The organism is Actinoplanes flavus (assembly GCF_017592555.1).
Taxonomy (GTDB): domain Bacteria; phylum Actinomycetota; class Actinomycetes; order Mycobacteriales; family Micromonosporaceae; genus Actinoplanes; species Actinoplanes flavus.
The window spans coordinates 1-19,177 of record NZ_JAGFNS010000023.1 but is presented as its reverse complement, the minus strand read 5'-3'; the positions used below and the strand labels follow the sequence as shown (position 1 = coordinate 19,177).

Annotated in this window: 26 protein-coding genes and 1 riboswitch; of the genes, 15 read left to right on the top strand and 11 right to left on the bottom strand. The window is 70.0% G+C overall.

The window, feature by feature from the left end; all coding sequences use genetic code 11:
* Positions 1-260: 260 nt before the first annotated feature.
* Positions 261-623, top strand: a complete 363-nt coding sequence (locus J5X75_RS29750; RefSeq protein WP_208470845.1) for a hypothetical protein — start codon at positions 261-263, stop codon at positions 621-623.
* A gap of 693 nt (positions 624-1,316) precedes the next feature.
* Positions 1,317-1,829, top strand: coding sequence for a DJ-1/PfpI family protein (locus tag J5X75_RS29745; RefSeq protein WP_307798337.1), 513 nt, complete (start codon positions 1,317-1,319; stop codon positions 1,827-1,829).
* 260 nt (positions 1,830-2,089) lie between these two features.
* On the opposite strand, the gene J5X75_RS29740 is transcribed toward J5X75_RS29745, so the two are convergent.
* The 3 genes from J5X75_RS29740 to J5X75_RS29730 all read right to left on the bottom strand — a co-directional run bounded on the left by J5X75_RS29740 (position 2,090) and on the right by J5X75_RS29730 (position 4,101).
* Complete coding sequence (locus tag J5X75_RS29740; protein WP_208470843.1) at positions 2,090-2,239, bottom strand: hypothetical protein; 150 nt, start codon at positions 2,237-2,239, stop codon at positions 2,090-2,092.
* A gap of 12 nt (positions 2,240-2,251) precedes the next feature.
* On the bottom strand, positions 2,252-3,199 hold the full coding sequence (locus J5X75_RS29735; protein ID WP_208470976.1) for a tyrosine-type recombinase/integrase: 948 nt from the start codon (positions 3,197-3,199) through the stop codon (positions 2,252-2,254).
* Positions 3,200-3,261: 62 nt separating this feature from the next.
* Positions 3,262-4,101 (bottom strand): ABC transporter substrate-binding protein, encoded by an 840-nt coding sequence (locus J5X75_RS29730; RefSeq protein WP_208470842.1) that lies wholly within the window; start codon positions 4,099-4,101, stop codon positions 3,262-3,264.
* Positions 4,102-4,254: 153 nt separating this feature from the next.
* On the opposite strand from J5X75_RS29730, the gene J5X75_RS29725 reads away from it, so the two are divergent.
* Positions 4,255-5,829, top strand: coding sequence for a methyl-accepting chemotaxis protein (locus J5X75_RS29725; protein ID WP_208470841.1), 1,575 nt, complete (start codon positions 4,255-4,257; stop codon positions 5,827-5,829).
* 91 nt (positions 5,830-5,920) lie between these two features.
* On the opposite strand, the gene J5X75_RS29720 is transcribed toward J5X75_RS29725, so the two are convergent.
* Complete coding sequence (locus tag J5X75_RS29720; protein WP_208470840.1) at positions 5,921-6,931, bottom strand: DMT family transporter; 1,011 nt, start codon at positions 6,929-6,931, stop codon at positions 5,921-5,923.
* Positions 6,932-7,003: 72 nt separating this feature from the next.
* On the opposite strand from J5X75_RS29720, the gene J5X75_RS29715 reads away from it, so the two are divergent.
* Positions 7,004-7,939: a LysR family transcriptional regulator gene (locus tag J5X75_RS29715; RefSeq protein ID WP_208470839.1), complete on the top strand. Its 936-nt coding sequence runs from the start codon at positions 7,004-7,006 to the stop codon at positions 7,937-7,939.
* Positions 7,940-8,190: 251 nt separating this feature from the next.
* Here J5X75_RS29715 and J5X75_RS29710 read toward each other — a convergent pair whose 3' ends face one another.
* A complete protein-coding gene (locus tag J5X75_RS29710; protein WP_208470838.1) occupies positions 8,191-8,655 on the bottom strand; it encodes a hypothetical protein in 465 nt (154 codons plus the stop codon).
* Positions 8,656-8,701: 46 nt separating this feature from the next.
* On the opposite strand from J5X75_RS29710, the gene J5X75_RS29705 reads away from it, so the two are divergent.
* The 3 genes from J5X75_RS29705 to J5X75_RS29695 are packed head-to-tail and all read left to right on the top strand — an operon-like array spanning position 8,702 to position 10,462.
* Entirely contained in the window at positions 8,702-9,121 is a 420-nt protein-coding gene (locus J5X75_RS29705; protein ID WP_208470837.1) for a DUF6086 family protein, read from the top strand.
* Positions 9,118-9,867 (top strand): metallophosphoesterase, encoded by a 750-nt coding sequence (locus J5X75_RS29700; RefSeq protein WP_208470836.1) that lies wholly within the window; start codon positions 9,118-9,120, stop codon positions 9,865-9,867. Before J5X75_RS29705 ends, J5X75_RS29700 begins: the two co-directional genes overlap by 4 nt.
* A gap of 10 nt (positions 9,868-9,877) precedes the next feature.
* The gene (locus J5X75_RS29695; protein ID WP_208470835.1) at positions 9,878-10,462 is read left to right on the top strand and encodes a pyridoxamine 5'-phosphate oxidase family protein; all 585 of its coding nucleotides are present in this window, start codon (positions 9,878-9,880) and stop codon (positions 10,460-10,462) included.
* On the opposite strand, the gene J5X75_RS29690 is transcribed toward J5X75_RS29695, so the two are convergent.
* Positions 10,459-10,830 carry a hypothetical protein gene (locus J5X75_RS29690; RefSeq protein WP_208470834.1) on the bottom strand — a complete coding sequence of 124 codons (372 nt, stop codon included), beginning with the start codon at positions 10,828-10,830 and terminating at the stop codon, positions 10,459-10,461. The two genes, J5X75_RS29695 and J5X75_RS29690, sit on opposite strands and share 4 nt — an antisense overlap.
* A 49-nt stretch (positions 10,831-10,879) precedes the next feature.
* Here J5X75_RS29690 and J5X75_RS29685 point away from each other — a divergent pair, with 49 nt between their 5' ends.
* The 5 genes from J5X75_RS29685 (at position 10,880) to J5X75_RS29665 (ending at position 14,327) form a co-directional block, all read left to right on the top strand.
* Positions 10,880-11,467: a hypothetical protein gene (locus J5X75_RS29685; protein WP_208470833.1), complete on the top strand. Its 588-nt coding sequence runs from the start codon at positions 10,880-10,882 to the stop codon at positions 11,465-11,467.
* Entirely contained in the window at positions 11,464-12,042 is a 579-nt protein-coding gene (locus J5X75_RS29680) for an HD domain-containing protein (protein ID WP_307798335.1), read from the top strand. Before J5X75_RS29685 ends, J5X75_RS29680 begins: the two co-directional genes overlap by 4 nt.
* Before the next feature lie 25 nt (positions 12,043-12,067).
* Positions 12,068-12,808, top strand: coding sequence for a metallophosphoesterase family protein (locus J5X75_RS29675; RefSeq protein WP_208470832.1), 741 nt, complete (start codon positions 12,068-12,070; stop codon positions 12,806-12,808).
* The gene (locus tag J5X75_RS29670; RefSeq protein ID WP_208470831.1) at positions 12,808-13,530 is read left to right on the top strand and encodes a VOC family protein; all 723 of its coding nucleotides are present in this window, start codon (positions 12,808-12,810) and stop codon (positions 13,528-13,530) included. Before J5X75_RS29675 ends, J5X75_RS29670 begins: the two co-directional genes overlap by 1 nt.
* An 86-nt stretch (positions 13,531-13,616) precedes the next feature.
* Positions 13,617-14,327, top strand: a complete 711-nt coding sequence (locus J5X75_RS29665) for a hypothetical protein (protein WP_238489855.1) — start codon at positions 13,617-13,619, stop codon at positions 14,325-14,327.
* A gap of 52 nt (positions 14,328-14,379) precedes the next feature.
* Here the strand turns inward: J5X75_RS29665 and J5X75_RS29660 are convergent, their stop codons facing one another.
* The gene (locus J5X75_RS29660) at positions 14,380-14,694 is read right to left on the bottom strand and encodes a DMT family transporter (protein ID WP_208470830.1); all 315 of its coding nucleotides are present in this window, start codon (positions 14,692-14,694) and stop codon (positions 14,380-14,382) included.
* A gap of 14 nt (positions 14,695-14,708) precedes the next feature.
* Positions 14,709-14,775, bottom strand: a riboswitch (guanidine-III (ykkC-III) riboswitch).
* 65 nt (positions 14,776-14,840) lie between these two features.
* Complete coding sequence (locus J5X75_RS29655) at positions 14,841-15,392, bottom strand: hypothetical protein (RefSeq protein ID WP_208470829.1); 552 nt, start codon at positions 15,390-15,392, stop codon at positions 14,841-14,843.
* 142 nt (positions 15,393-15,534) lie between these two features.
* Here J5X75_RS29655 and J5X75_RS29650 point away from each other — a divergent pair, with 142 nt between their 5' ends.
* Positions 15,535-16,308 carry a lysophospholipid acyltransferase family protein gene (locus J5X75_RS29650; RefSeq protein ID WP_208470828.1) on the top strand — a complete coding sequence of 258 codons (774 nt, stop codon included), beginning with the start codon at positions 15,535-15,537 and terminating at the stop codon, positions 16,306-16,308.
* Here J5X75_RS29650 and J5X75_RS29645 read toward each other — a convergent pair.
* Positions 16,199-17,149, bottom strand: coding sequence for a GNAT family N-acetyltransferase (locus tag J5X75_RS29645; RefSeq protein WP_208470827.1), 951 nt, complete (start codon positions 17,147-17,149; stop codon positions 16,199-16,201). The two genes, J5X75_RS29650 and J5X75_RS29645, sit on opposite strands and share 110 nt — an antisense overlap.
* Before the next feature lie 167 nt (positions 17,150-17,316).
* Between J5X75_RS29645 and J5X75_RS29640 the strand changes: the two genes are divergently transcribed.
* Positions 17,317-17,808: an SgcJ/EcaC family oxidoreductase gene (locus tag J5X75_RS29640; RefSeq protein WP_208470826.1), complete on the top strand. Its 492-nt coding sequence runs from the start codon at positions 17,317-17,319 to the stop codon at positions 17,806-17,808.
* A 5-nt stretch (positions 17,809-17,813) separates the two neighbouring features.
* On the opposite strand, the gene J5X75_RS29635 is transcribed toward J5X75_RS29640, so the two are convergent.
* Together J5X75_RS29635 and J5X75_RS29630 are read right to left on the bottom strand one after the other, a co-directional pair.
* A complete protein-coding gene (locus tag J5X75_RS29635; protein ID WP_208470825.1) occupies positions 17,814-18,158 on the bottom strand; it encodes a hypothetical protein in 345 nt (114 codons plus the stop codon).
* Positions 18,155-18,499 carry a hypothetical protein gene (locus tag J5X75_RS29630; RefSeq protein ID WP_208470824.1) on the bottom strand — a complete coding sequence of 115 codons (345 nt, stop codon included), beginning with the start codon at positions 18,497-18,499 and terminating at the stop codon, positions 18,155-18,157. The genes J5X75_RS29635 and J5X75_RS29630 overlap by 4 nt, the downstream gene beginning before the upstream one ends.
* Before the next feature lie 45 nt (positions 18,500-18,544).
* Here J5X75_RS29630 and J5X75_RS29625 point away from each other — a divergent pair, with 45 nt between their 5' ends.
* The gene (locus J5X75_RS29625) at positions 18,545-19,069 is read left to right on the top strand and encodes an SMI1/KNR4 family protein (protein WP_208470823.1); all 525 of its coding nucleotides are present in this window, start codon (positions 18,545-18,547) and stop codon (positions 19,067-19,069) included.
* Positions 19,070-19,177: the final 108 nt, after the last annotated feature.

Below are 19,177 nucleotides of genomic sequence, written 5' to 3'. Positions count from 1 at the left end.
ACCCGGTGTGGCCCCTTTGTCCCTCAGCTCCCTCCGGGGGCGGGGGGGGGGGGGCGCGGGCCGGACGCGCTCGGGCTGCTGGCGGGCATCGCCCGGCGCGCCGGGCGATGCTCTGCTGCGGTGGCTGATCCGAAGGGTACCTCCGGCGGGAGCGCTCGGGCTTCTGGGATGGCTGGCGACGACGGATGGTGCAGGCCATGGGTGACAGGCGATGACGAGTTGCACCCGTAGCATGGCCAGGACACCGATAAGATCCAGCGATGCTGGTGCGGTGCGTCAAGATTATTGATGCGTATGGGGACGGGGTCGACGCCTATCCGGGCATGACGGTCGGCAAGAGCTATCCCGTTCTGGAGATCTCGTTCTGGTCCGACGCCTGCTATGTACGGGTTGTGGATGACAACGGGAGCGACACGATCTGGAGCCCGGACATGTTCGAGACCGCGGACGGGACTATCCCTCGATGCTGGGAAGCGGCCCTGGACGCCGACCTGTCACTGCGGCTCGCTCCGAAGGCGTGGCTGCGTAAGGGCTACTGGACGGACAACTTCTCACAAGAGCCGGCCGCTCTCGCTGAGTATGAGGAAGGCCGGGCCGCCGTGCTTGCGGAGTTGGCTGAGTAGCCGAGGTGCCACGTCGCCTGCCGAACCTACTGGTCGCTGCTGTACAGCAGTGAAGTACAGCAGCGCCAGCAGCCGGACCGGGGTGGACCGGACCTGATCAAGCCGTCTGACCTCGTACGACTCTTGATCCACCCGTATTGCGGGTAATCCATAGGTTCAGGGTTCCGAGCGCTGTTGCCGCGCAGCAACTGATCCGGTTGTTTCGGCATGACGGGCCTGACGACTAGGTTGGCTCCCGAATCCCATGCATGTGGAGGTCGCTGCTACATGACAAACAACAAAAACGGTCTCGATCCGGGCAGCGACTCAAACGACCTGACCGTCTGGTTTGAGATCCTCGACCCCATCAGGGCCCGAACCTACGACGATGCACGGGTACGGGACGACTACGGCAACATCTACTTCGTGGGCACCGGGAAGTCCCGTGCCCACGCAGGACGAATGGGCACACGTCCCGACTGCATCCCAGAGGGTGTCCGAGCGTACTGGGCGCATGATCTCTGGAACGGGCCGGTGCATCCGCCCCGGTGCGCGGTCTGCCTAGTGAAGCATCCCGTAACCCAAGTGATCGAGTAGTCCGCAATCAGTCCGCACGAGGTCCGCAAAGACAGCGAAACGCTGTCAGGCCATGGCAAGCGTTTTCGCAGCTCAGCGGATATCTGTGCCGGTAGATCAAGTTGCCTTTTCGATCTCGTGACCGCACACAGCGCCGGTCCGGTACGCAGCGTGCGAGGCGTACAGCTGAACACTCGAAACACGCTCGGTCGCCCCGACGGCGTGATCGTGGTCGGCGGCGGATGGCTGAACCGCGCCGACGAGGGCTCCTGGGCACAGGCCCAAGCCGGCGCACTACCCGAACGGCTGGCCGACGTGGCCGGTTCCACCCGATGGATGGCATCGGTCTGCACCGGCGCCATGCTGCTCGCCGCGGCGGGCCTGCTCACCGGACGCAACGCCACCACGAACCGCAACGCCTACGACGAACTGCGCGCCTACCACGTCGACGTGATCGAGGAACGGGTCGTCGACGACGGTGATCGCGTCACCGCGGGCGCCTTGAGCGCCGGTCTGGACCTGGGCCTCTGGCTGACCGAACGCGAACTCGGACCCGAACGCGCCACCGCCGTAGCCGCCGCCATCGACTTCTCCCCGCGATCGCCCGTGTGGAAGACCCCGGACCGGGCCGGCACGCCACCGGCGCGGTGATCGGGCGGACAACCGTCCTACCACGAGAATCAGACCGGCGGGACCGGCGGCACACGCCGGTGCGACGGCCGGCCGGGCCTGCCCGGCCACCGATCTCAGCCCGGCGGGCGCGGCACAGGATGGCGTGCCGGTCAGCTCGCGCGGCTCGGCGCGACGGTCCGGAAAAGGCGGGACCGCGTCACGCGTACGAGAAGAAGAAGCGCAAGCGAAACACCGACCGCGCCCGGCGGCGGGGGAGACCGGCGTGAGCCGTGCGCCGGTCAGTCGTCCTCGTCGTCGCCGTCCTCGTCATCGTCGTCGTCCTGGTCGCCGCCGGGACAACCCGTCAACGTCAGCAACGTCGCCGCACCGCCGGCCACCAACAGCACCCGCCCGAACAGAGACCGCCGGGTGAACCTCGCCTCATCCATGGCCGGATTCTGTCACACCAACTCGCCCAACACCCGATTCGTCCGGTTCGCTGCCACCGCCGCACGCTGCTGCTCCGCCGTCACCTCGATGTACGACTGCGATGTCGCCAACGACGCATGCCCCAGCAACCGCATGATCTCCGACGCGTTCGCCCCGTCCTCGGCCAACCGCGTCGCGAACGTGTGCCGCAACGCATGCAACTGCGCACCCCGCGGCACCCGGTCACTCACACCCGCCCGCCGGTAACACGACCGCACCAGATACTGCAGACCACCCCGCCGCAACGGCTCACCACGCCGATCCACCAGCAGGGGAGCGGTCGCACCCACCCGCCCGAACCGCACCCGACGGCTGTCCAGATAACGCCCCACCGCCGAACTCAAGCCATCCTCGATCGGCACCGTCCGCGGCCGCCCGCCCTTGCCGGCCACCTCCACCCGCCGCTCACCATCACGCCCGGTCACCGACCCGACCCGCAAGGCCAGCATCTCCGACAGCCGCAGACCGGCGCACAACGCCAGGGCCAGCACCACCACATCACGCTCCGGCCACGGATCCCGCTGCGTCTCGTCCACCTTGCTCACCGCACGTAACAACCGCTCCGGCGTGTCCTCACCCCGCAACGGCTTCGGCACCAGCACCGACTGCCGTGGCTTGTCCACCGCCGACATCGGATTTCCCGCCACCACCTGCTCGGTGACCAGAAACGTGAAGAACGCATTCCACGACGACCAGGCCCGCGACACCGACGCGGGGGCGCGGGAGGCCGCGAACCGCGCGAACGCGCCCCGCAACACGCGAGGGGAGAGGTCACCCACGGTGAGCGGGGCGGGTTCGGCCAGCTGCAACACCAGATGCAGATCCCGACGGTACGCCGCGAGCGTGTGCACCGAGGGTTTCCGGGTGGCGCGGGCGGCCAGAAACTCGTCGATCAACTCGGGAACTGACTCATGCTGCATAAGGCATATTATGCAGCAAATATCCTCTTTGGCCACAGCAGTCCCAAGCGAGGAGAGACCCGTCAGGCGCCACCATTGATCGCGCCGGTCTTGAGCCCACCCTCGGTGATGTTCCACTTCTTCAACAACTCGTCATACGTGCCGTCCTGGAACAACCCGAACAACACCGACTGAATCGCGGTACGCAAACCGGAACGCTCCTTGGCGATCGCCATCCCGTACGGCGCCGCCTCGATCTGCTCGCCGACCACCTTCAACCGCGGATTCTTCTCCGCCGCCACCACCGCGATCGGATAGTCGTGCAGATAGGCGTCCGCCTTGCCGGCCACCACCGCCTCCTCACTGTTCGGCACCACCACCAGGCGCATCCGCCGGCCCGCCGGACAGTGCTCGGCCTGGCTGCCCGCCAGCTCCTCGTAGATCGACTCGGCCTGCACCGCCACCCGGTGCCCACACAGGTCCGCCAGCGTCTTCACCGCCGCCAGATCGGCCCGCACCACGATCGACGACCCCACATTGAGGTAATCGATGAAATCGACCTCCTCCTGCCGCTTGGCGGTATCGGTCATCGACGCCATCGCCATGTCGGCGTCACCGCTAATCACCCGCGGGCGCAGGTCCTCCCAGGACGTCTGCACGTACTCCAGCCGCAGCCCGAGCCGATCGGCCACCGCCCCCGCCAGGTCGACGTCGAAGCCCTTCTGCTCGCCGCCCTCCACGTACTCCATCGGCTCGAACATCAGGTCGGACGCGACCGTCAGCTTGCCCGCCGCACGGATGTCCTCCGGAACCAGCGCCCGCGCCGCAGCGAGCGGATCCTCGGCCTCCGGTACGGCGGTCGCGCCGCACCCGGCCAACGCGAGGACGACGGCGAGGCCGGTCAGGCTGGCAAGCTTGCGCATGGGCGACTCCCCGGTTGAGCGGAAACACGCCGGAAACTCCGGTCGGCTCTCTCTATCGCCTGGCCGGACCGTGACCTGAGTCTCCCGGGACCCTCAAGACGCCCACGCCCACGCCGATGTGCCCAACGTCGGTTCGTCTCGGAGGGCACGTACATGCGTTTGAAACTGCGCCACCAGGTCCTGGCCTTGGCCATTGCCGGTTTTGTGCTCGTGCTCGCCGCCGGCGGCATCGGGTACCTCGGCATGTCGCAGCTCACCGACGCCAACACCGCCGTCCGGGACGCCGCCGCGGCGCAGCGGGCCGCCCAGCGGGCCGACTCCGCGCGTACCGCGTTCCGGGCCGACGTGATGGCCGCGCTGATCACCAACAGCAGCACCGAACGCCAGGAGGTGCTGGACCGGCTGGGCGTCCACGTGGCGCAGATCCGCGACGGGCTCGGCGGGGTTCGGCAGAACCTGCCGGAGGTGGCCGGCCAGGTCGACGCGATGGACTCCACCGTCGACGCTTTCGTGGCTCAGGGGCAGCGGCTGGTGACGCTGGCCAGCCGCACCTACTCCGACCCGCGCCGGACCGCGGCGGCGGCCGCCCGGCCCGCCTTCGAGAAGACCTACCAGCAGTTCGACCAGGCGCTGCCGGAGCTGGAGGCGACCATCACGAAGCACGCGGACGAGGCGACCGACTCGGCGAACGCGACGGCGGGCCGGGCGAAGGCTCTGGCCCTCGGTACGGCGCTGGTGGCGGCGCTGGCTCTGGGTGGTGCGGCGGTGCTGGTGGTGCGGCGGATCTCGCGGCGTATCGACGCGGCGGTGCGGGCGGCGCGGGCGCTGGCGGCCAAGGATCTGACCGCGGAGGTGACCATCGACGGGAGCGACGAGCTGGCGGAGTTGTCGCGCAGTCTCGATGCGGTGGTGGAGACGATGCGGGGTGCGGTCAGTGAGATCACCGACAATGCGAGCGCGTTGTCGGCGGCGTCGACCGAGTTGACCGCGACCAGTGAGCAGTTGTCCGAGGGTGCGCAGGCGGCGTCGGCGCAGGCGCAGGTGGCGTCGGGCAATGTGGCGGAGGTCAGTGGGAGTGTGAGTTCGGTGTCCGAGGCTGCTGAGGGGTTGCAGTCGGTGATCAGTGACATCTCGGATGCGGTGTGTGAGGCGACGACGGTGGCGCGGGAGGCGGTGTCGCTGGCGGCGGAGACGAGTCAGACGATGACGCGGTTGCAGGAGTCGAGTGCGGATGTCGCGGCGGTGCTGAATGTGATCAATGCGATTGCGGGTCAGACGAATCTGCTGGCGTTGAACGCGACGATCGAGGCAGCGCGTGCCGGTGAGCAGGGCAAAGGTTTCGCGGTGGTGGCCGGTGAGGTGAAGGAGCTGTCGCGGGAGACGTCCGATGCCACGGAGGACATCGATGCGAAGGTGATGGCGATGCGGGCTGACACCGAGAGTGCGATCGAGGCGATTTCGCGGATCACGGAGGTGATCGGCCGGATCGATGAGCTGCAGGTGTCGATCAACCGGGCGGTGGAGGCGCAGACGGCGTCGACGGCGGCGATCAGTGGCAGTGTGGCGGTGGCGCGGCGGTCGTCGGGTGACATCTCGCGGTCGATGTCGGATGTGGCGGCGGCGACGGATACGACGCATGCGGGTGCGTCGAACACGGCGGCGGCGGCGAATGAGTTGTCGCGGTTGGCGGAGCGGTTGTATTCGCTGACGACGGAGTTCAAGCGGTAGGTGGGGGTGGGTTCTGGGCGGCCCCTTCCAGGCTTGGTTGACATAATATTGATTATCGACCTGGAAAATTCGGCCCGGGACAGCGCACCGGCTAAGCGATGATCTTGCGGGGAGCCGCATCCGGCGGTCGTACCGTTTCATCGAAGGCATGGATCCTGCCGTGCCGCCGCGTGCCGCTGCCCGTGGGCCGGCTACTCCCCTCGCGGATGCCCGCCCGGCGTCGCAGCTGGAGGACGGCGACCGAAGACAGCACGAGCGCACCGCCGGCGAGCTGTACCGGAGTCAGGGACTCCCCGAGGACGAGCGCCGCCAGTGCCGAGGTGACGACGGGTTCGAAGGTGGACAGGATGGCGGCGGTCGACGGGCCGGTGCGCTGGAGTCCGGCGAAGAAGGTCAGCATCGCCACGACGGTGGAGATCACGGCGATGCAGGCCAGCCAGAACCATCCCGCTGCCCCGAAGTCGAGGTCGACGCCGCCGGTGAGCAGGGCGCGGGCGGCGAGGGTGCCGGCCGCGCCGGTCATCACCAGTGCGGAGAGCGTCAGGGGTGCCAGCCGGTGTACGACGGTGTCGGCCACGAGGATGTACGCGGTGTAGGTGACCGCGGAGGCGAGTGCTAGCAGCGCGCCGGCCGGGTGGAAGCTCACGCCACCGGCGCCGAGCAGGACCAGCAGTGTTCCGGTCGAGGCGGCTGTCAGGGCGGCTACGCGGGTGGGAGTGAGCCGATCGCGGCCGAGCAGGACGGCCGCGACGGTGACCATGGCCGGGTAGGTGTAGAGGATCAGGGCCAGCAGGGATGCGTCCATCAGCTGGAGTGCGGAGAAGAACAGGCTCGCCTGGGTGGCGTACCCGATGGCGCCGAGTCCGACGGCGATGGCCAGGACCCGGGTGCGTGTCATCGCCGGGTGGCCGGGCGGCGGACCGGATGTGGGTCGGCGTAGTCCCGGTCGTGCCAGCAGGACGGCCCCGAGTGCGGCGGCGGCCAGGGTGAAACGTACGAGCAGCAGGGAGCCGGGTGAGACTCCGGCGTCGTAGGCGAGTTTGCCGAAGATGGCCATCGCGCCGAAGCATGCTGCGGAAACGAGACACAGTGCTGCACCCATGCACTCAGGATCAGGTCACCGATGCGTCGGGTCCAGCGATGATTTCCGGTGTTCAATCGTTAGGATTTCCGAATGGTCGAGTGGGATCTGCGGCGGTTGCGGTTCCTGCGTGAGCTGGAGGAGCGTGGCACTCTGGCGGCGGTCGCCGCGGCTTTGGGATACAGCCCGTCCACGGTCTCCCAGCAGCTCGCTCTGTTGGAGAAGGACGTCGGCGTCCGGTTGCTGGACAAGGCGGGCCGCGGTGTGCGCTTCACCGATGCCGGGCGTCTGCTCGCTCAGCATGCCCGGGTGTTGCTGTCGGCGGCGGAGGCGGCGGAGGCGGACCTTGCGGCTCTCAGTGGTGACATTCGTGGCACGGTGCGGGCCGGGGGGCTGCAGTCGGCGGCGCGCCGTCTGTTGATTCCGGCGGTGGCTCGTATGAAGGCGGACCATCCCCCGGTCCGGGTGGAGATCTTCGAGTTGGAGCTCGAGCAGTCCCTGCCGGGTTTACGGCTCGGGACGGTCGATCTTGTCATCGGCGACGAGTACGACAGTCATCCCCGGCCTCGCCCCGCGGGTCTGCGGTTCACCGTCCTGCTCGAGGAGCCGCTCAAGGTCGTGCTTCCGGCCGGGCATCCGCTTGCCCGGTCCGGTGGACCGGTGGCGGTCGCCGACCTGCGGTCCGAGGTTTGGGCCGCTTCCGCCGAAGGTACCGGGCACCACGCCATGGTCGTGGGCACCTGCCGTGCTCTGGGTGGCTACGAGCCCGACCTTCGTCACCGCTCCAACGACGCCGATGTGCAGCTCGAACTTGTTCGCGCCGCCACCGCTGTCGCTCTGATGCCCGCGCTGACCCTGCCGGGCGATGACCGGGCGTTGGCGGTCCGGGACATCGCCGAAGCCACTCTCATGAGGCGCTTGGTGTCCGCCACCCGGGACACGCCGCCGGCTCCCGCGCTCACCGCTTTCCTGGCAGCCGTGACGGAGCAGGCCCACCAGGTCCGGCTCGGCGTGCAGGGACTCCCCTAGATCGTCCGGCTGGCCGTCAGGGCTGCCTCGAACAGGCGTCCTACTCCCCTGCCGGGCGTGCCGGGGAACCTCGGTACGGCAGTTCGCCGGGCAGCCGAGTGAGGGACGCCGTAGTTGCGGCAGGCTCTCCACTTGTTCCCGTCCTGCTGGCCGCAGACCAGGCATCGAGCACCCGGCTCACCACGATGGGCAGTGGTTCGGCCGGGTGTTTCCGGGGATCGGGGCGGTAGGCGGACTCCCCCTTGCCGGTGTCACAGGATGCGGGCGGGGCGGTGCTGGATCAGGTCGTCGGTGAGTTCGGTGACGTGGGTGGTGGCTCCGACGGCGCGTAGGGCTCGGGTGACGGCGGTGCGCTGCCGTGTGGTGAGGGTGGGTTCGCCGCAGGTGGGAAGGGCCATGAGCAGGTGGGCCGGGTCGGTGGACAGGGCGTGCCAGGGCAGACCGCGGTGGGCGTACGAAAGGTGGGTGGTGAGGCTTCTGGTGGCCGGCTCGTCGAGGTGCCAGTCGATGCCGTGGTCGTCGGGGAGGTTGCGGACGGTGAGGTGGAGGGTGCCGGCGGCGAGGGGGATGGTGAAGGTGGGCCAGTGGTCGGGGTCTTCGAAGTGGTCGCAGTAGGCGTCGGGGTCGACGTCGAAGGCCTGTGCGGCGGTGTGGGCGAGGCCGACTTCGAGCAGGTAGGCGGGCCAGAAGAGGGGGTTGCGGGGGTCGATGGCCACCGGTGCAGGTTAGCGGTGGGCGGCACCCATTTGTGATCATGAGTGGGTGAGTCAGTTTTTCAAGGTCGATGATCTGACGTTGTGGAATCCGTCGAATCGGGTGGCGCAGTTGTTCTACCGGTCGTGTGCGGCGGTGGCGCCGGTCGTCGGGTTGCCGACGGGTGTGGTGGACAACTGCCGGGACGAGTACGAGGTCGATCGGGACGTGTTCGTGCCGTTCGTGGATGCGCTGGTGCGGGAGTACCGGGCGTCGAGTCATGCGGTGCTGCGGGCGCTGTTGGAGGGTTTCCTGCCGGCGGCGATGGTGCTGGTGCAGCGGGCGGGTGGTGAGTTGCCGTCGTTGTCGGGGCAGGTCGGTGTCAGCCGGCGCGATGTTTCGGTGGGTGCCGGCGGGATCGCGCCGTCCGGTGACGGTGAGCGCCTCAGCCGGCTGGCGCGGGAGGTGGCCGGGGCGATGCCGGTGTGACGACGGTGGTGGTGATCGGCGATGTGGGTGGGTGTTCGGCCGAGTTGGCGCGGGTGTTGGAGCCGCTGGTCGGGGTGCCGGACACGGTGGTGATCCAGGTGGGTGATCTGGTGGATCGTGGGCCGGACACGCCGGGGGTGCTGCGGATGGTCGGGCAGCGGCTGGTGGAGGGTGCGCCGCGGCGGATTCAGCTGCTGGGCAATCATGAGGCGCCGTACGTCGGTGGTGAGCCGTTCTGGCCACAGCCGCTGTCGGAGCCGGACGCGCGGCTGTTGGAGACGTGGTGGTTGACGGAGCGGTTGCGGGTGGCGGCGGCTGTCCGTACCGGTGGGGGTGAGGATTTTCTGGTCACGCATGCCGGGTTGTCGCCGGCGGTGTGGCGGGATCTGGGTGAGCCGGTGACGGCGGCCACGGCGGCGGAGTTGCTGAACACGCGGCCGGAGCCGTTGTTGTGGGGGTATGGCGGGCCGTTGTGGGTGGAGCCGCCGGAGCTGTACGGGGGCTGGCTGGCCGGGTGGATGCCGTTTTCGCAGATCCACGGTCATTCGGCGATCGTCAGTTACGAGCATGAGAGCTGGATGTGTGAGGAGCGGATCCGGCAGCGGTCGACGGTGGACTGGGTGGCGCGGCGCACGCAGACCCGGGTGGGTGGTGGCCGGTTCATCGCGGTCGACCCGAAACACGGCCGCACCGGGGCGGTGCGATGGTCGCCACTGGTGATCGAGAATGCGGAGTTGCTCGTGTGAGGATGCTCGGATGGGCAAGGAATACGAACGGATTTCGGGTCGGTTGCGGGAGTTCATCGAACAGCAGCCGGTGTTCTTCACGGCGACGGCGCCGCTGTCGGGTGACGGGAAGGTGAATCTGTCACCGAAGGGGTTGCGGGGCTCGTTCGCGGTTCTTGACGAGTTGACGGTGGCGTACCTGGATTTCGCCGGCAGTAACGCGGAGACGATCGCGCATCTGCGGGAGAACGGCCGGATCACGTTGATGTGGTGTGCGTTCGCCGGGCCGCCGAACATCGTGCGGGTGCACGGGCGTGGTGAGCCGGTGTTCCGGGATGATCCGCGGTGGCCGGATCTGATGGCCCACTTCCCCACTGTCGACGTGTCGCAGCACGGGTTGCGGGCGATCATCGTGGTGCGGGCGGAGCTGGTCCGGGACACGTGCGGGTATGCGGTGCCGTTCATGACCTACGACGAGGACCGGGATCTGCACGCGAAGCGGTTCGCCCGGGAGGACGACGCGTCGTTGTCGGCCTATTTCGAGAAGAAGGAGTATGTGGCGGTGAGCATGGACGGGCTGCCGGGGCTGCCGCTGCCCCTGCCGCCGTCGTCCTAGAGTTCCCGTTCCCGCTGCCACCACCAGTGGGCGCGGTCTTCGCCGCCGGTGAGGACCTGCGGTGTGGTGCGGCGGTAGAAGTCGTCGTCGAGGGGTTCGAGCAGGCGTTCGAGTTCGCGTCGTGGTCCCGCCGGTAGCCGGCGTGTCACGTCGAGGAGGGTGTCGCGGGCGGATTCGGGTTCGAGGCCGGGGCTGATGACGGCGTCGCCGTCGAGCCACCGGCCGGGCCGGTCGAGCAGCTCGCGCCACATGGCGAGGGCTTTGGCGGTGGCGCCGGGCCGGAGGTGGGTGTCTTCGACGTGCCGGATGGCGGCGTTGGCGCGCCGGGAGAGGCCGTCGATGTCGGGGCGCGGGCGCTTAGGCGGCATGGCCCTTTCGGTTGTCGTTCATGAACGCCGATCCTGCCACAATCGCCGGATGTTGTGGAACGCGGCGGCTTTCGATCTGGTCGGTGGTCCCGGTGACGGCACTGATGTGGGGCCGCTGCCGGCGGCGGTGCGGGAGTGGTTCCGCTACGGCGGTGACGAGCGGATGGCGGCGGTCTGCCGGGACAATGTGATCATCCGGGCGGGTGGTCTGCGGGTTGGCGAGAAGACGCTGGTGCTGGAGTCCGATGGTCAGGGCTGCGGTGACTGGACGATCGATGCGGGCGCGGGCCGGGACGATCCCCCGGTGTCGTTCGGCGGGTCCCGCTATGCGGATCATTTCTCGGAGTACGTGTACGCGCGCCTGTGGGAGACGTTGTTGTGGCGTGAGCGCGACACGGTGACGGAATTCGACCACGCTCTGCCGGGCGGGGCGATCGCTGAGCTGGGTGGCTGGTTGCGGCCGCTGCCGACGACGTACGGGTGGGCGCTGAACCAGGGGTGTGACGCCACGTACCGGTTCGACGGTGACGCGCGGGTCGCGGTGGCGGTGTCCGGCGGCGCCGTGGTGTGGAGTGTGGTCGCGGCCGGATCGCCGCGGGTGCGTGAGCATTTCGGCCGGATGGTCGGCGCGCTGTGACGGTTCTGGAGCGGGCGGTGCGCGGCTGCGTACCGGGGTTGCCGGATCTGCCGCCGGAGGCGGTGACGTTGCTGGTGGAGGTGGGTGCGCCGGCGCGGTTGGGTGCGCATCTGCGGGTGGTGTACGCGGTGGCGTGTGAGCTGACGGCCTGGCTGGCGGCGGCGCATCCGGCGCTGGTGTTCGACCGGGCGGCGGTGGTGTTCGGGGCGGCCACCCACGATGTCGGCAAGGTGCTGCATCCGCGGGAGTTGTCGGTGCCGGGGTCGCTGCACGAGCCGGCCGGTGAACGGCTGCTGGTGCAGCGGGGGGTGCCGCCGCGGTTGGCGAGATTCGCCGGTACCCACGGGTCCTGGCACGATTCTCGGGCCGGTGTGGAGGACCATCTGGTCAGCCTGGCCGACAAGATCTGGAAGGGGAAACGGGTCGAGGACCTGGAGCGGCTGCTGGTCGAGCGGATCGCGGACGTGTCGGGAATCGCGGTGTGGGAGGCGTTCGTGTCGCTCGACGACCGTCTGCAGGAGCTGGCGGCCGGCGCCGACGATCGGCTCGCGTTTCAGAATGCGTTTCCGGTCTGAGTGGTGGATCTTGGAGGATGGCCGGATGCGAATAGCGGTGATCTCCGACGTGCATGGGAATCTGCCGGCGCTGGAGGCGGTGCTGGCGGCGATCGAGGACGACGACGTCGATCTGACGGTCAACCTGGGTGATCTGCTGTCCGGCTATGTGGATCCGGTGGGCACCGCGGACCGGCTGATCGAGCTGAATCTGCCCACGGTGGCCGGCAATCATGAGCGGCAGTTGCTGACGTTCGGGCCGGAGCGGATCGGGATGGCCGACCGGGTCACCAGACAGCTGCTCGGCGAGCGGCATTGGGCGTGGTTGCGGTCGCTGCCGCCGACGCGGTCGCCGATTCCGGGGGTGCTGGCGTTTCACGGTACGCCCGACGACGACCTGCAGTATCTGATGCACACGGTCGAGGCGGCCGGGGCGCGGGAGGCGACCGTCGGTGAGGTGCTGCAGCGGCTCGGGGACGTGTCCGGGTATTCGCTGCTGCTGTGCGGGCACACGCACCTGACCGGGTCGATGCGGCTGCCGGGTGGGGCGCTGCTGGTGAATCCGGGCAGTGTGGGCTGGCCGGCGTATGCCGATGACGAGCCGTTCGCGCACCGGATGGAGGCGGGGTCGCCGCACGCCCGGTATGCGGTGGTCGACGACGTGTCGGGGCGGTGGGAGGTGTCGTTCGCGGCGGTGGAGTATCCGTGGGAGCGGGCGGCCGTGGCGGCGGAGGGTTTCGGGCGCCCGGATGTGGCGGCGGCGATGCGTACGGGGCGGGTGGCGTGATGGCGGTGCGGTGGATGACCGGGTTCCTGGACGCGCCGGACCGGGCGGCGGTGCCGTTCTGGCAGGCGGTGACCGGTTACGGTCTGTCGGATTGGCGGGAGGACGGCACGTTCGCGACGATGCTGCCCGCTGCCGGGGACGCGTTTCTGCGGGTGCAGGTGGTCGGGGACGGTCCGGCCCGGGTGCATCTGGATCTGCACGTCGACGATCTGCCGGCCACGTCGTACCAGGCGACCGCCCTCGGTGCGCGGCTGGTCGAGATCGCGGAGGGGCTGACGGTGCTGCGCTCCCCCGCCGGAATCCTGTTCTGTCTCGTGGAGTGGGCCGGGGAGACGGTGCGGCCGGGTCCGGTGCGGTGGCCGGGCGGGCAGCACAGTCTGGTGGATCAGGTGTGCCTGGATCTGCCGGAGGCGGTGCATGACCGGGAGGTGGAATTCTGGGCCGCGCTGACCGGCTGGGAGCGTGGTTTCTCCGATCTGCCGGAGTTCTCCTGTCTGGTGCGGCCGGGCGCGATGCCGTTGCGGTTGCTGATGCAGCGCACCGGCGGCGAGACGGCCGGCATGCATCTGGATGTGGCCTGTGACGACGTGGATGCCGAGGTGGCGCGGCATGCCGGGCTGGGTGCGCGGGTGGTGCGGCGGGTGCCGGGTGACTGGACGACGCTGGTGGATCCGGCCGGCCGGGAGTACTGCGTGACCGGCCGGTCCCCGTTCCCAGCATGATCACTTCGGTGTGGTGCGCTGTTGTTGTCGGTGGGTGCTGGTAGAAAGAAGCCGCTCTCATACAGGCGTACGAAGGTGGTTGGGTGATGACGGCGGCAGGTGTGGAGACCGGTGGGCTGAGCGCGGAGCAACTGGAGCAGTTCCGGGAGGCGCTGGCGGCCGGGCGTAAGCCGCGGGTGCAGTTCACCGAGGCGGCGGGGCAGATCTCCGGTCAGATCGGGCAGGTCGTGGCGCTGGAGGATCCGGCGGTCTCCGACGAGTGGGTGGTGGTCCGGTTCGGGCGTGACGAGTTGCCCTTCTCCCCCACCGATCTGCGGTTGGCGCCCAAGGGGGTGCCGGCGAAGAAGGCCGCCGCGGCGCCGGAGCCACCGGCCGAGCCGGTGCTGTCCGGGCCGGAGTTCCTGATCGACAAGCCGCTGCCGCCGAAACCGCCGGTCCAGCGTAAGAGTGAGGATGCTGTTGAGGTGAAGGAGAGCAACGAGGTGGCGGCGCCACGTAAGGCGGCGCGCCCGGCGAAGGCCAAGCCGTCGCCGGGTCTGACGGTGACGCTGGCCTACGGTGAGGGCGAGTGGACGGTGGCCGCCAACCAGGGCGCCAAGGCGCTGGCCCGGCCCTATGTGATCAAGCCGGCCGAGGCGCTGAAGATGGTGTCGCTGATCGACGTGCCCGGGGTGCAGGAGGCGGTCGAGCAGATCCTGGCCGCCGAGCGGGCCGAGGCGCAGCAGCAGGCCGAGCGGTTGCGGGCCGAGCTGGCCGAGGTGGAGGCCCGGCTGGCGGAGTTGGGCGAGGTCGGCTGACACCGGCCAGGGCCGCGGTCCGGGTTTGACCGGCCGCGGCCCGGCCGGGGTGTCAGTGGAAGTACTTGAGGCCGGCGACGCCGCAGATCACCAGCAGCAGGCAGACGATGCGGGGCAGGCTGGCCGGCTCGGACAGGGCGATCATGCCGACCAGGGCGGTGCCGACCGCGCCGATGCCGACCCATACGGCGTAGCCGGTGCCGACCGGAATGGTCCGCAGCGCGTAGCCGAGCCCGAGCATGCTGAGGGTGACGGCGACACCGAAGACGGCGGTGGGCAGCGGGCGGGTGAAGCCGGCGCTGCGGTCCAGGGCGATCGCCCAGACGGTTTCGAGCAGTCCGGAGACGATCAGAACGAGCCAGGCCATGACGAACTCACCTCACGGCGGTCGTCTTGTCAGAACCGGGTACGACGCGCACTCGTCCGGGGCGGCCGCGTGCCGCGTCCGCCACTGTCGAGCCTAGCCACCCACGGGTGCGGGACGGGTGCCACACCCGCGGGTGGTGGCCGAACTCACCGGCAGGTGATCCGCGGGTTCTCGGTGGCCAGTTCACCGACCGGGTTGTGCTGGTAGAGCCACACGTGCAGGTCGTAGTGCACCGGCATGGGCGCGATTCCGGGCGGCAGCTCGTGACCGGCCATCGGGCCGTCGAACCGGTGGCCGAACAGGGTGGGCCGGTCGCCGCTGGTCTTCAGGCTGCCGTCGGCGTCGGCCTTGAAGTATTCGAGTCCGGCGAGCACCGGGGTGCCGTTGCGGTCGGGCACGTAGAGCAGGATCTCCGGCAGCACCGGGTCGATCGCCGTGTCGGCCGCGTGACCCGGGTGCGTCCAGTGGTGGCCCATGCCGGGCACGCAGTCGTCGGTCGACAGGTAACCGGCGGCCTTCGCCCGGCGCGGGTCCCGGAACCGGCGGGTCGCGTCGAGCAGGACTTTGCGCTGCGCCGCGGTCAACTGCGGGGCGGCGCCGTCGTCGGGGAGGGCGGCGGCCGGGACCGGGCCGGTGAGCACACAGGTCAGGGCCACGGTGGCGCCCAGGCAGGCACGCAGAAGCCGCGAGATCGTCATGGGTCGAGGATCGGGCACCGGCCGGCCACCTGTCCCCTGTTTCGGGGCGCTCCACCCGTGTGGTTTCCGGGACGCTCTGCGCGTACCCGACAGGGAAGCCGGATAGAGGACGATCCCGGGGCCGTGCAATCATTCTCGCTTCATGGAGACCTCACCTGTCTGGCGTGCGCCGCGGCTGTGGCGGCTGCTGCTCGCCCTGTCGCGGATCGTGGCGTTCCCGCTGATCCGGCTGCAGGTGTCCGGTGGCCTGCCGGCATCGTTGCAGGGTGGCCCGGTCATCCTGGTGGCCAACCACGTCAGCCCGTTCGACCCGGTGGTGATGATGGCGGCGTGCCACAAGGTGGGGATCGTGCCGCGGTTCATGGCCACCGGTGGCGTGTTCCGGGCGCCGGTGGTCGGCACCGTCATGCGGCATTGCGGGCACATCCGCGTCGACCGCAACACCGCCCACGTCGCCGACGCGCTGCCCGCCGCGGCGAAGGCGCTGGCCGAGAACTCGGCGGTGCTGATCTATCCGGAAGGGCGCATCGGGCTGGATCCGTGGATGTGGCCGGAACGCGGCAAGACCGGCGCGGCGCGGATGGCGGCCATCTCCGGGGCGCCGGTGCTGCCGGTGGCGCAGTGGGGCACGCACGCGGCGATCCCCTACGAGGCGCCGAAACGGCTCGGCCGGGCCCTGGTCACAGCGGTGCTGCGGCGCCCGGTCGTCCAGGTGCGCTTCGCTGACCGGCCGGTCGACCTGTCGGCGGCCGAGACCGGAACGCCGGGGGCGCAGGCCATGCACGCCACCCGGCTGATCATGGACGCTATCGACGAAACCCTGACGCCACTGCGCCGCGACGAGATGCGGACGCCGAAGGTGGTCGACACGTCCCGTCCGCACGACCCGGCCCGGATCCGGCCACGTCCGCCCTGACCAGCACCTTCTCGAACGCCAGCTGGTTGTAGGCGTTGTCGCTGTAGCCGCCGATGTCGTCGTAGCCGGCCGACCGGTACAGCGCCAGCGCCTCGGTCAGCAGCGGATGGGTGCCCAGCCGCACCGTGGCGATGCCCCGGTTCGCGGCGTCCACTTCCAGGCGGCCCAGCAGTTTTCGGCCGATGCCGAGCCCGCGCGCCTCCGGCGCCACCCACAGGTGACGGATCTCGGCGACGCCCGGACCGAGGCGCAGCCACAGGCCGCAACCGACCGGACGGCCCTGCTCGGTGGCCAGCAGCTGGGTGCCGGTCACCTCGTCGGGGCAAGTCAGCACGCCGGCGTCGAAGCCCTCCGGGAAGGTGGCGTCGAGTTCGGCGGCGTACCGGGACAGGCAGTCGCGGGCCGCCGGCAGGTCCGGCGGCACCGCCGCGACCACGACGGCGGCCGCCCGCAGCACCCGCCGGATCTCGTCCTGCGCGGCCAGCAGCCGGCGCCGCTGCCGGCCGGTCAGTTCGCCGAGCAGCGCGGCGATCCCGGCTTCGGCGCGCTGGTTCAGCTCGTCGCGCTGGCGAAGACCCGCGTCGGTCAGCTCGGCGGTCCGGTCACCCAGCACCACCAGCCCCTGTACGGCCAGCGCGGCCAACTGCCGCCGCACCTGGTCGCGGTTCTGGCCGAGGCGGGCGCACAGGTCACGCAGATCGCAGCGGACCCCGACCGCGAACAGCAGCCGGGCCAGCCCGATCGGCCAGTCGCGGCCCAGGAAACGGTCGGCGAGCGCACTGAAACGCTGGGTGTAGTAGCGGTTGAAGTCGCGGACCCGCTCGATCTGCTCGCCCTCCATCAGCAGATGCTAGATCGCCGACCCGGGCCGGTCCGACAGATCGGCGACGGAGTCCCGCCGACGCCGTCGTCACCCCGGCAACGTCCCGGCGCACCCCTGTGGGGGTAGGGCGAGATCCCTCCTCGGGGCGCTCTGCCGCAGCGGTCCGGGTTCCTACGGTTACCGGCATGAGTCGATACAGGAACCTTCTCGCCGCAGCCGCCGTGCTCGCCGCCGCGCTGATCCCGGCGGCGGTGCCGGCGTCCGCCTCACCCCCGGGCGGGGACGATCTCGCCGCCCTGCGCGAGTTGCGCGACCGCCAGGACCGGGCGTGGGCCGCCGGCGACGGCCCGGCGTATGCGGCCGTTTACACCAGCGACGGCGACGTGGTCACGTTCAGCGGCGACCACCTCGCCGGGCGGGCCGCGATCGCGTCCGGCATGCAGCACTACTTCACCACCTATCTGAAAGGCACCCGGCTGGCGCAACAGGACGAGCGGATCCGCTTCGTCGAGCCCGACGTGGCCGTCATCGTGCGGACCGGGTGCGTGCTCTGGCCGGGCCAGTCCGCCTGCACCGCCGAAGCGCTGTCGATCAACACGAACGTCGCGGTCAAACGGCACGGCAGGTGGCTGTACACGTCGTTTCAGAACACCCGGATCCGGCCGATCGAGGGGTGACCGGGTCAGCTGCGGCGCAGCACCACGGCGTGGACCACCTCGACGCTGTCCGCCGCGATCAGGCAGGAGACCAGGCCCGGCCCGGTCTGCGCCTCGATGTCGAAGGCGACGACCACCGCGGCCTCGTCACCGGCGCAGCGCCGCACCTGGTCCAGTTCCCGGGCGGTCGGCTCCCGGAACACCGGATCCTGGAACCGGGCCGGGCACACCAGATAGGTGACGTCGATGAAGACCAGCTCGAGACCGTGGTGATAGGTCAGGTCGTAGCCGGCGGCCAGCCGCAGCCGGCAGCCGTCGAAACGCAGCAGCTCCCAGTCCCACCAGGAGCCCTCGGGCAGCTCGACGATCATCGCCGGGCCGGGGTGATCGTGAACTCGCCGGGTGGCGGCAGTTCGGTGCGGCGGTCGTCGCCGGTCCCGGCGTATTCGATGCCGCCGAGCACCTCACCGTGCCGCGGGTCGGTGACCGTGTAGAGCAACAGGGTGTCGTGGCCACCGTGGACCACCGCGTCGACGCGCACGATCATGCCGCGGCCCGCCCGGAAGTCGATCGACGGGCAGCCGCATCCGCAGCCACCGGTCACCTGGACGCCGGCGGCCTGGCGGCGCAACGCGGCGGCGCCGTCGAAGTCGGTGGCCAGCAGGGCGTCGAGGACGGCGCGTTCCCGTTCGGTCAGGGGGCGCGCGTCCATGGCCGGGATCCTCCCACAGGGCCGGGCTCTGGCAGCATGGCGGCCGTGACTTCGTTCGAGGATGTGGCGGCGACCTTCTGGGATTCCGGCGACACCGATCTGACGCAGCCGCCGCTGACCGACGAGATGATCACCGCCGCCGAGGCCGAGCTGGGGGTGCGGCTGCCGGCCGCGCTGATCCGGCTGCTGCGGCAGCGTAACGGCGGCAGCGTCGCCGACGGCTGGGACGCGTGCCCGGCCGCGCCGAACTCGTGGGCGGCCGACCACGTGCCGTTCGATCACCTGCACGGCATCGCCCCGCCCGGCCGCGAGCTGTCGATGGCGTTGCAGGACACCGGGTATCTCGTCCGCGAGTGGGGGCTGCCGTCGCCGGTGGTTCTGCTCAGCGGCGACGGGCACACCTGGGTGGCGCTGGACTACCGCGACTGCGGCCCGGACGGCGACCCGCCGGTGGTGTTTCTCGACGCCGACCGCGGCCGGCAGCTGCCGGTGGCGCCCGACTTCCGGACGTTCGTCGAGAGGCTCACGCCGGCGGCCGGTTTTCCGGACGAGTCAACTACCCGCCCATGAATGGGCGGGCTTGCGGATCTCTTCCCCGCTGGCTGCGAGGTCAGGCCACGTATGGCGGATTGACTGCCGCCCAGCCCTCGACGCCGCGCGAGGCGATGTTGAGGGCCG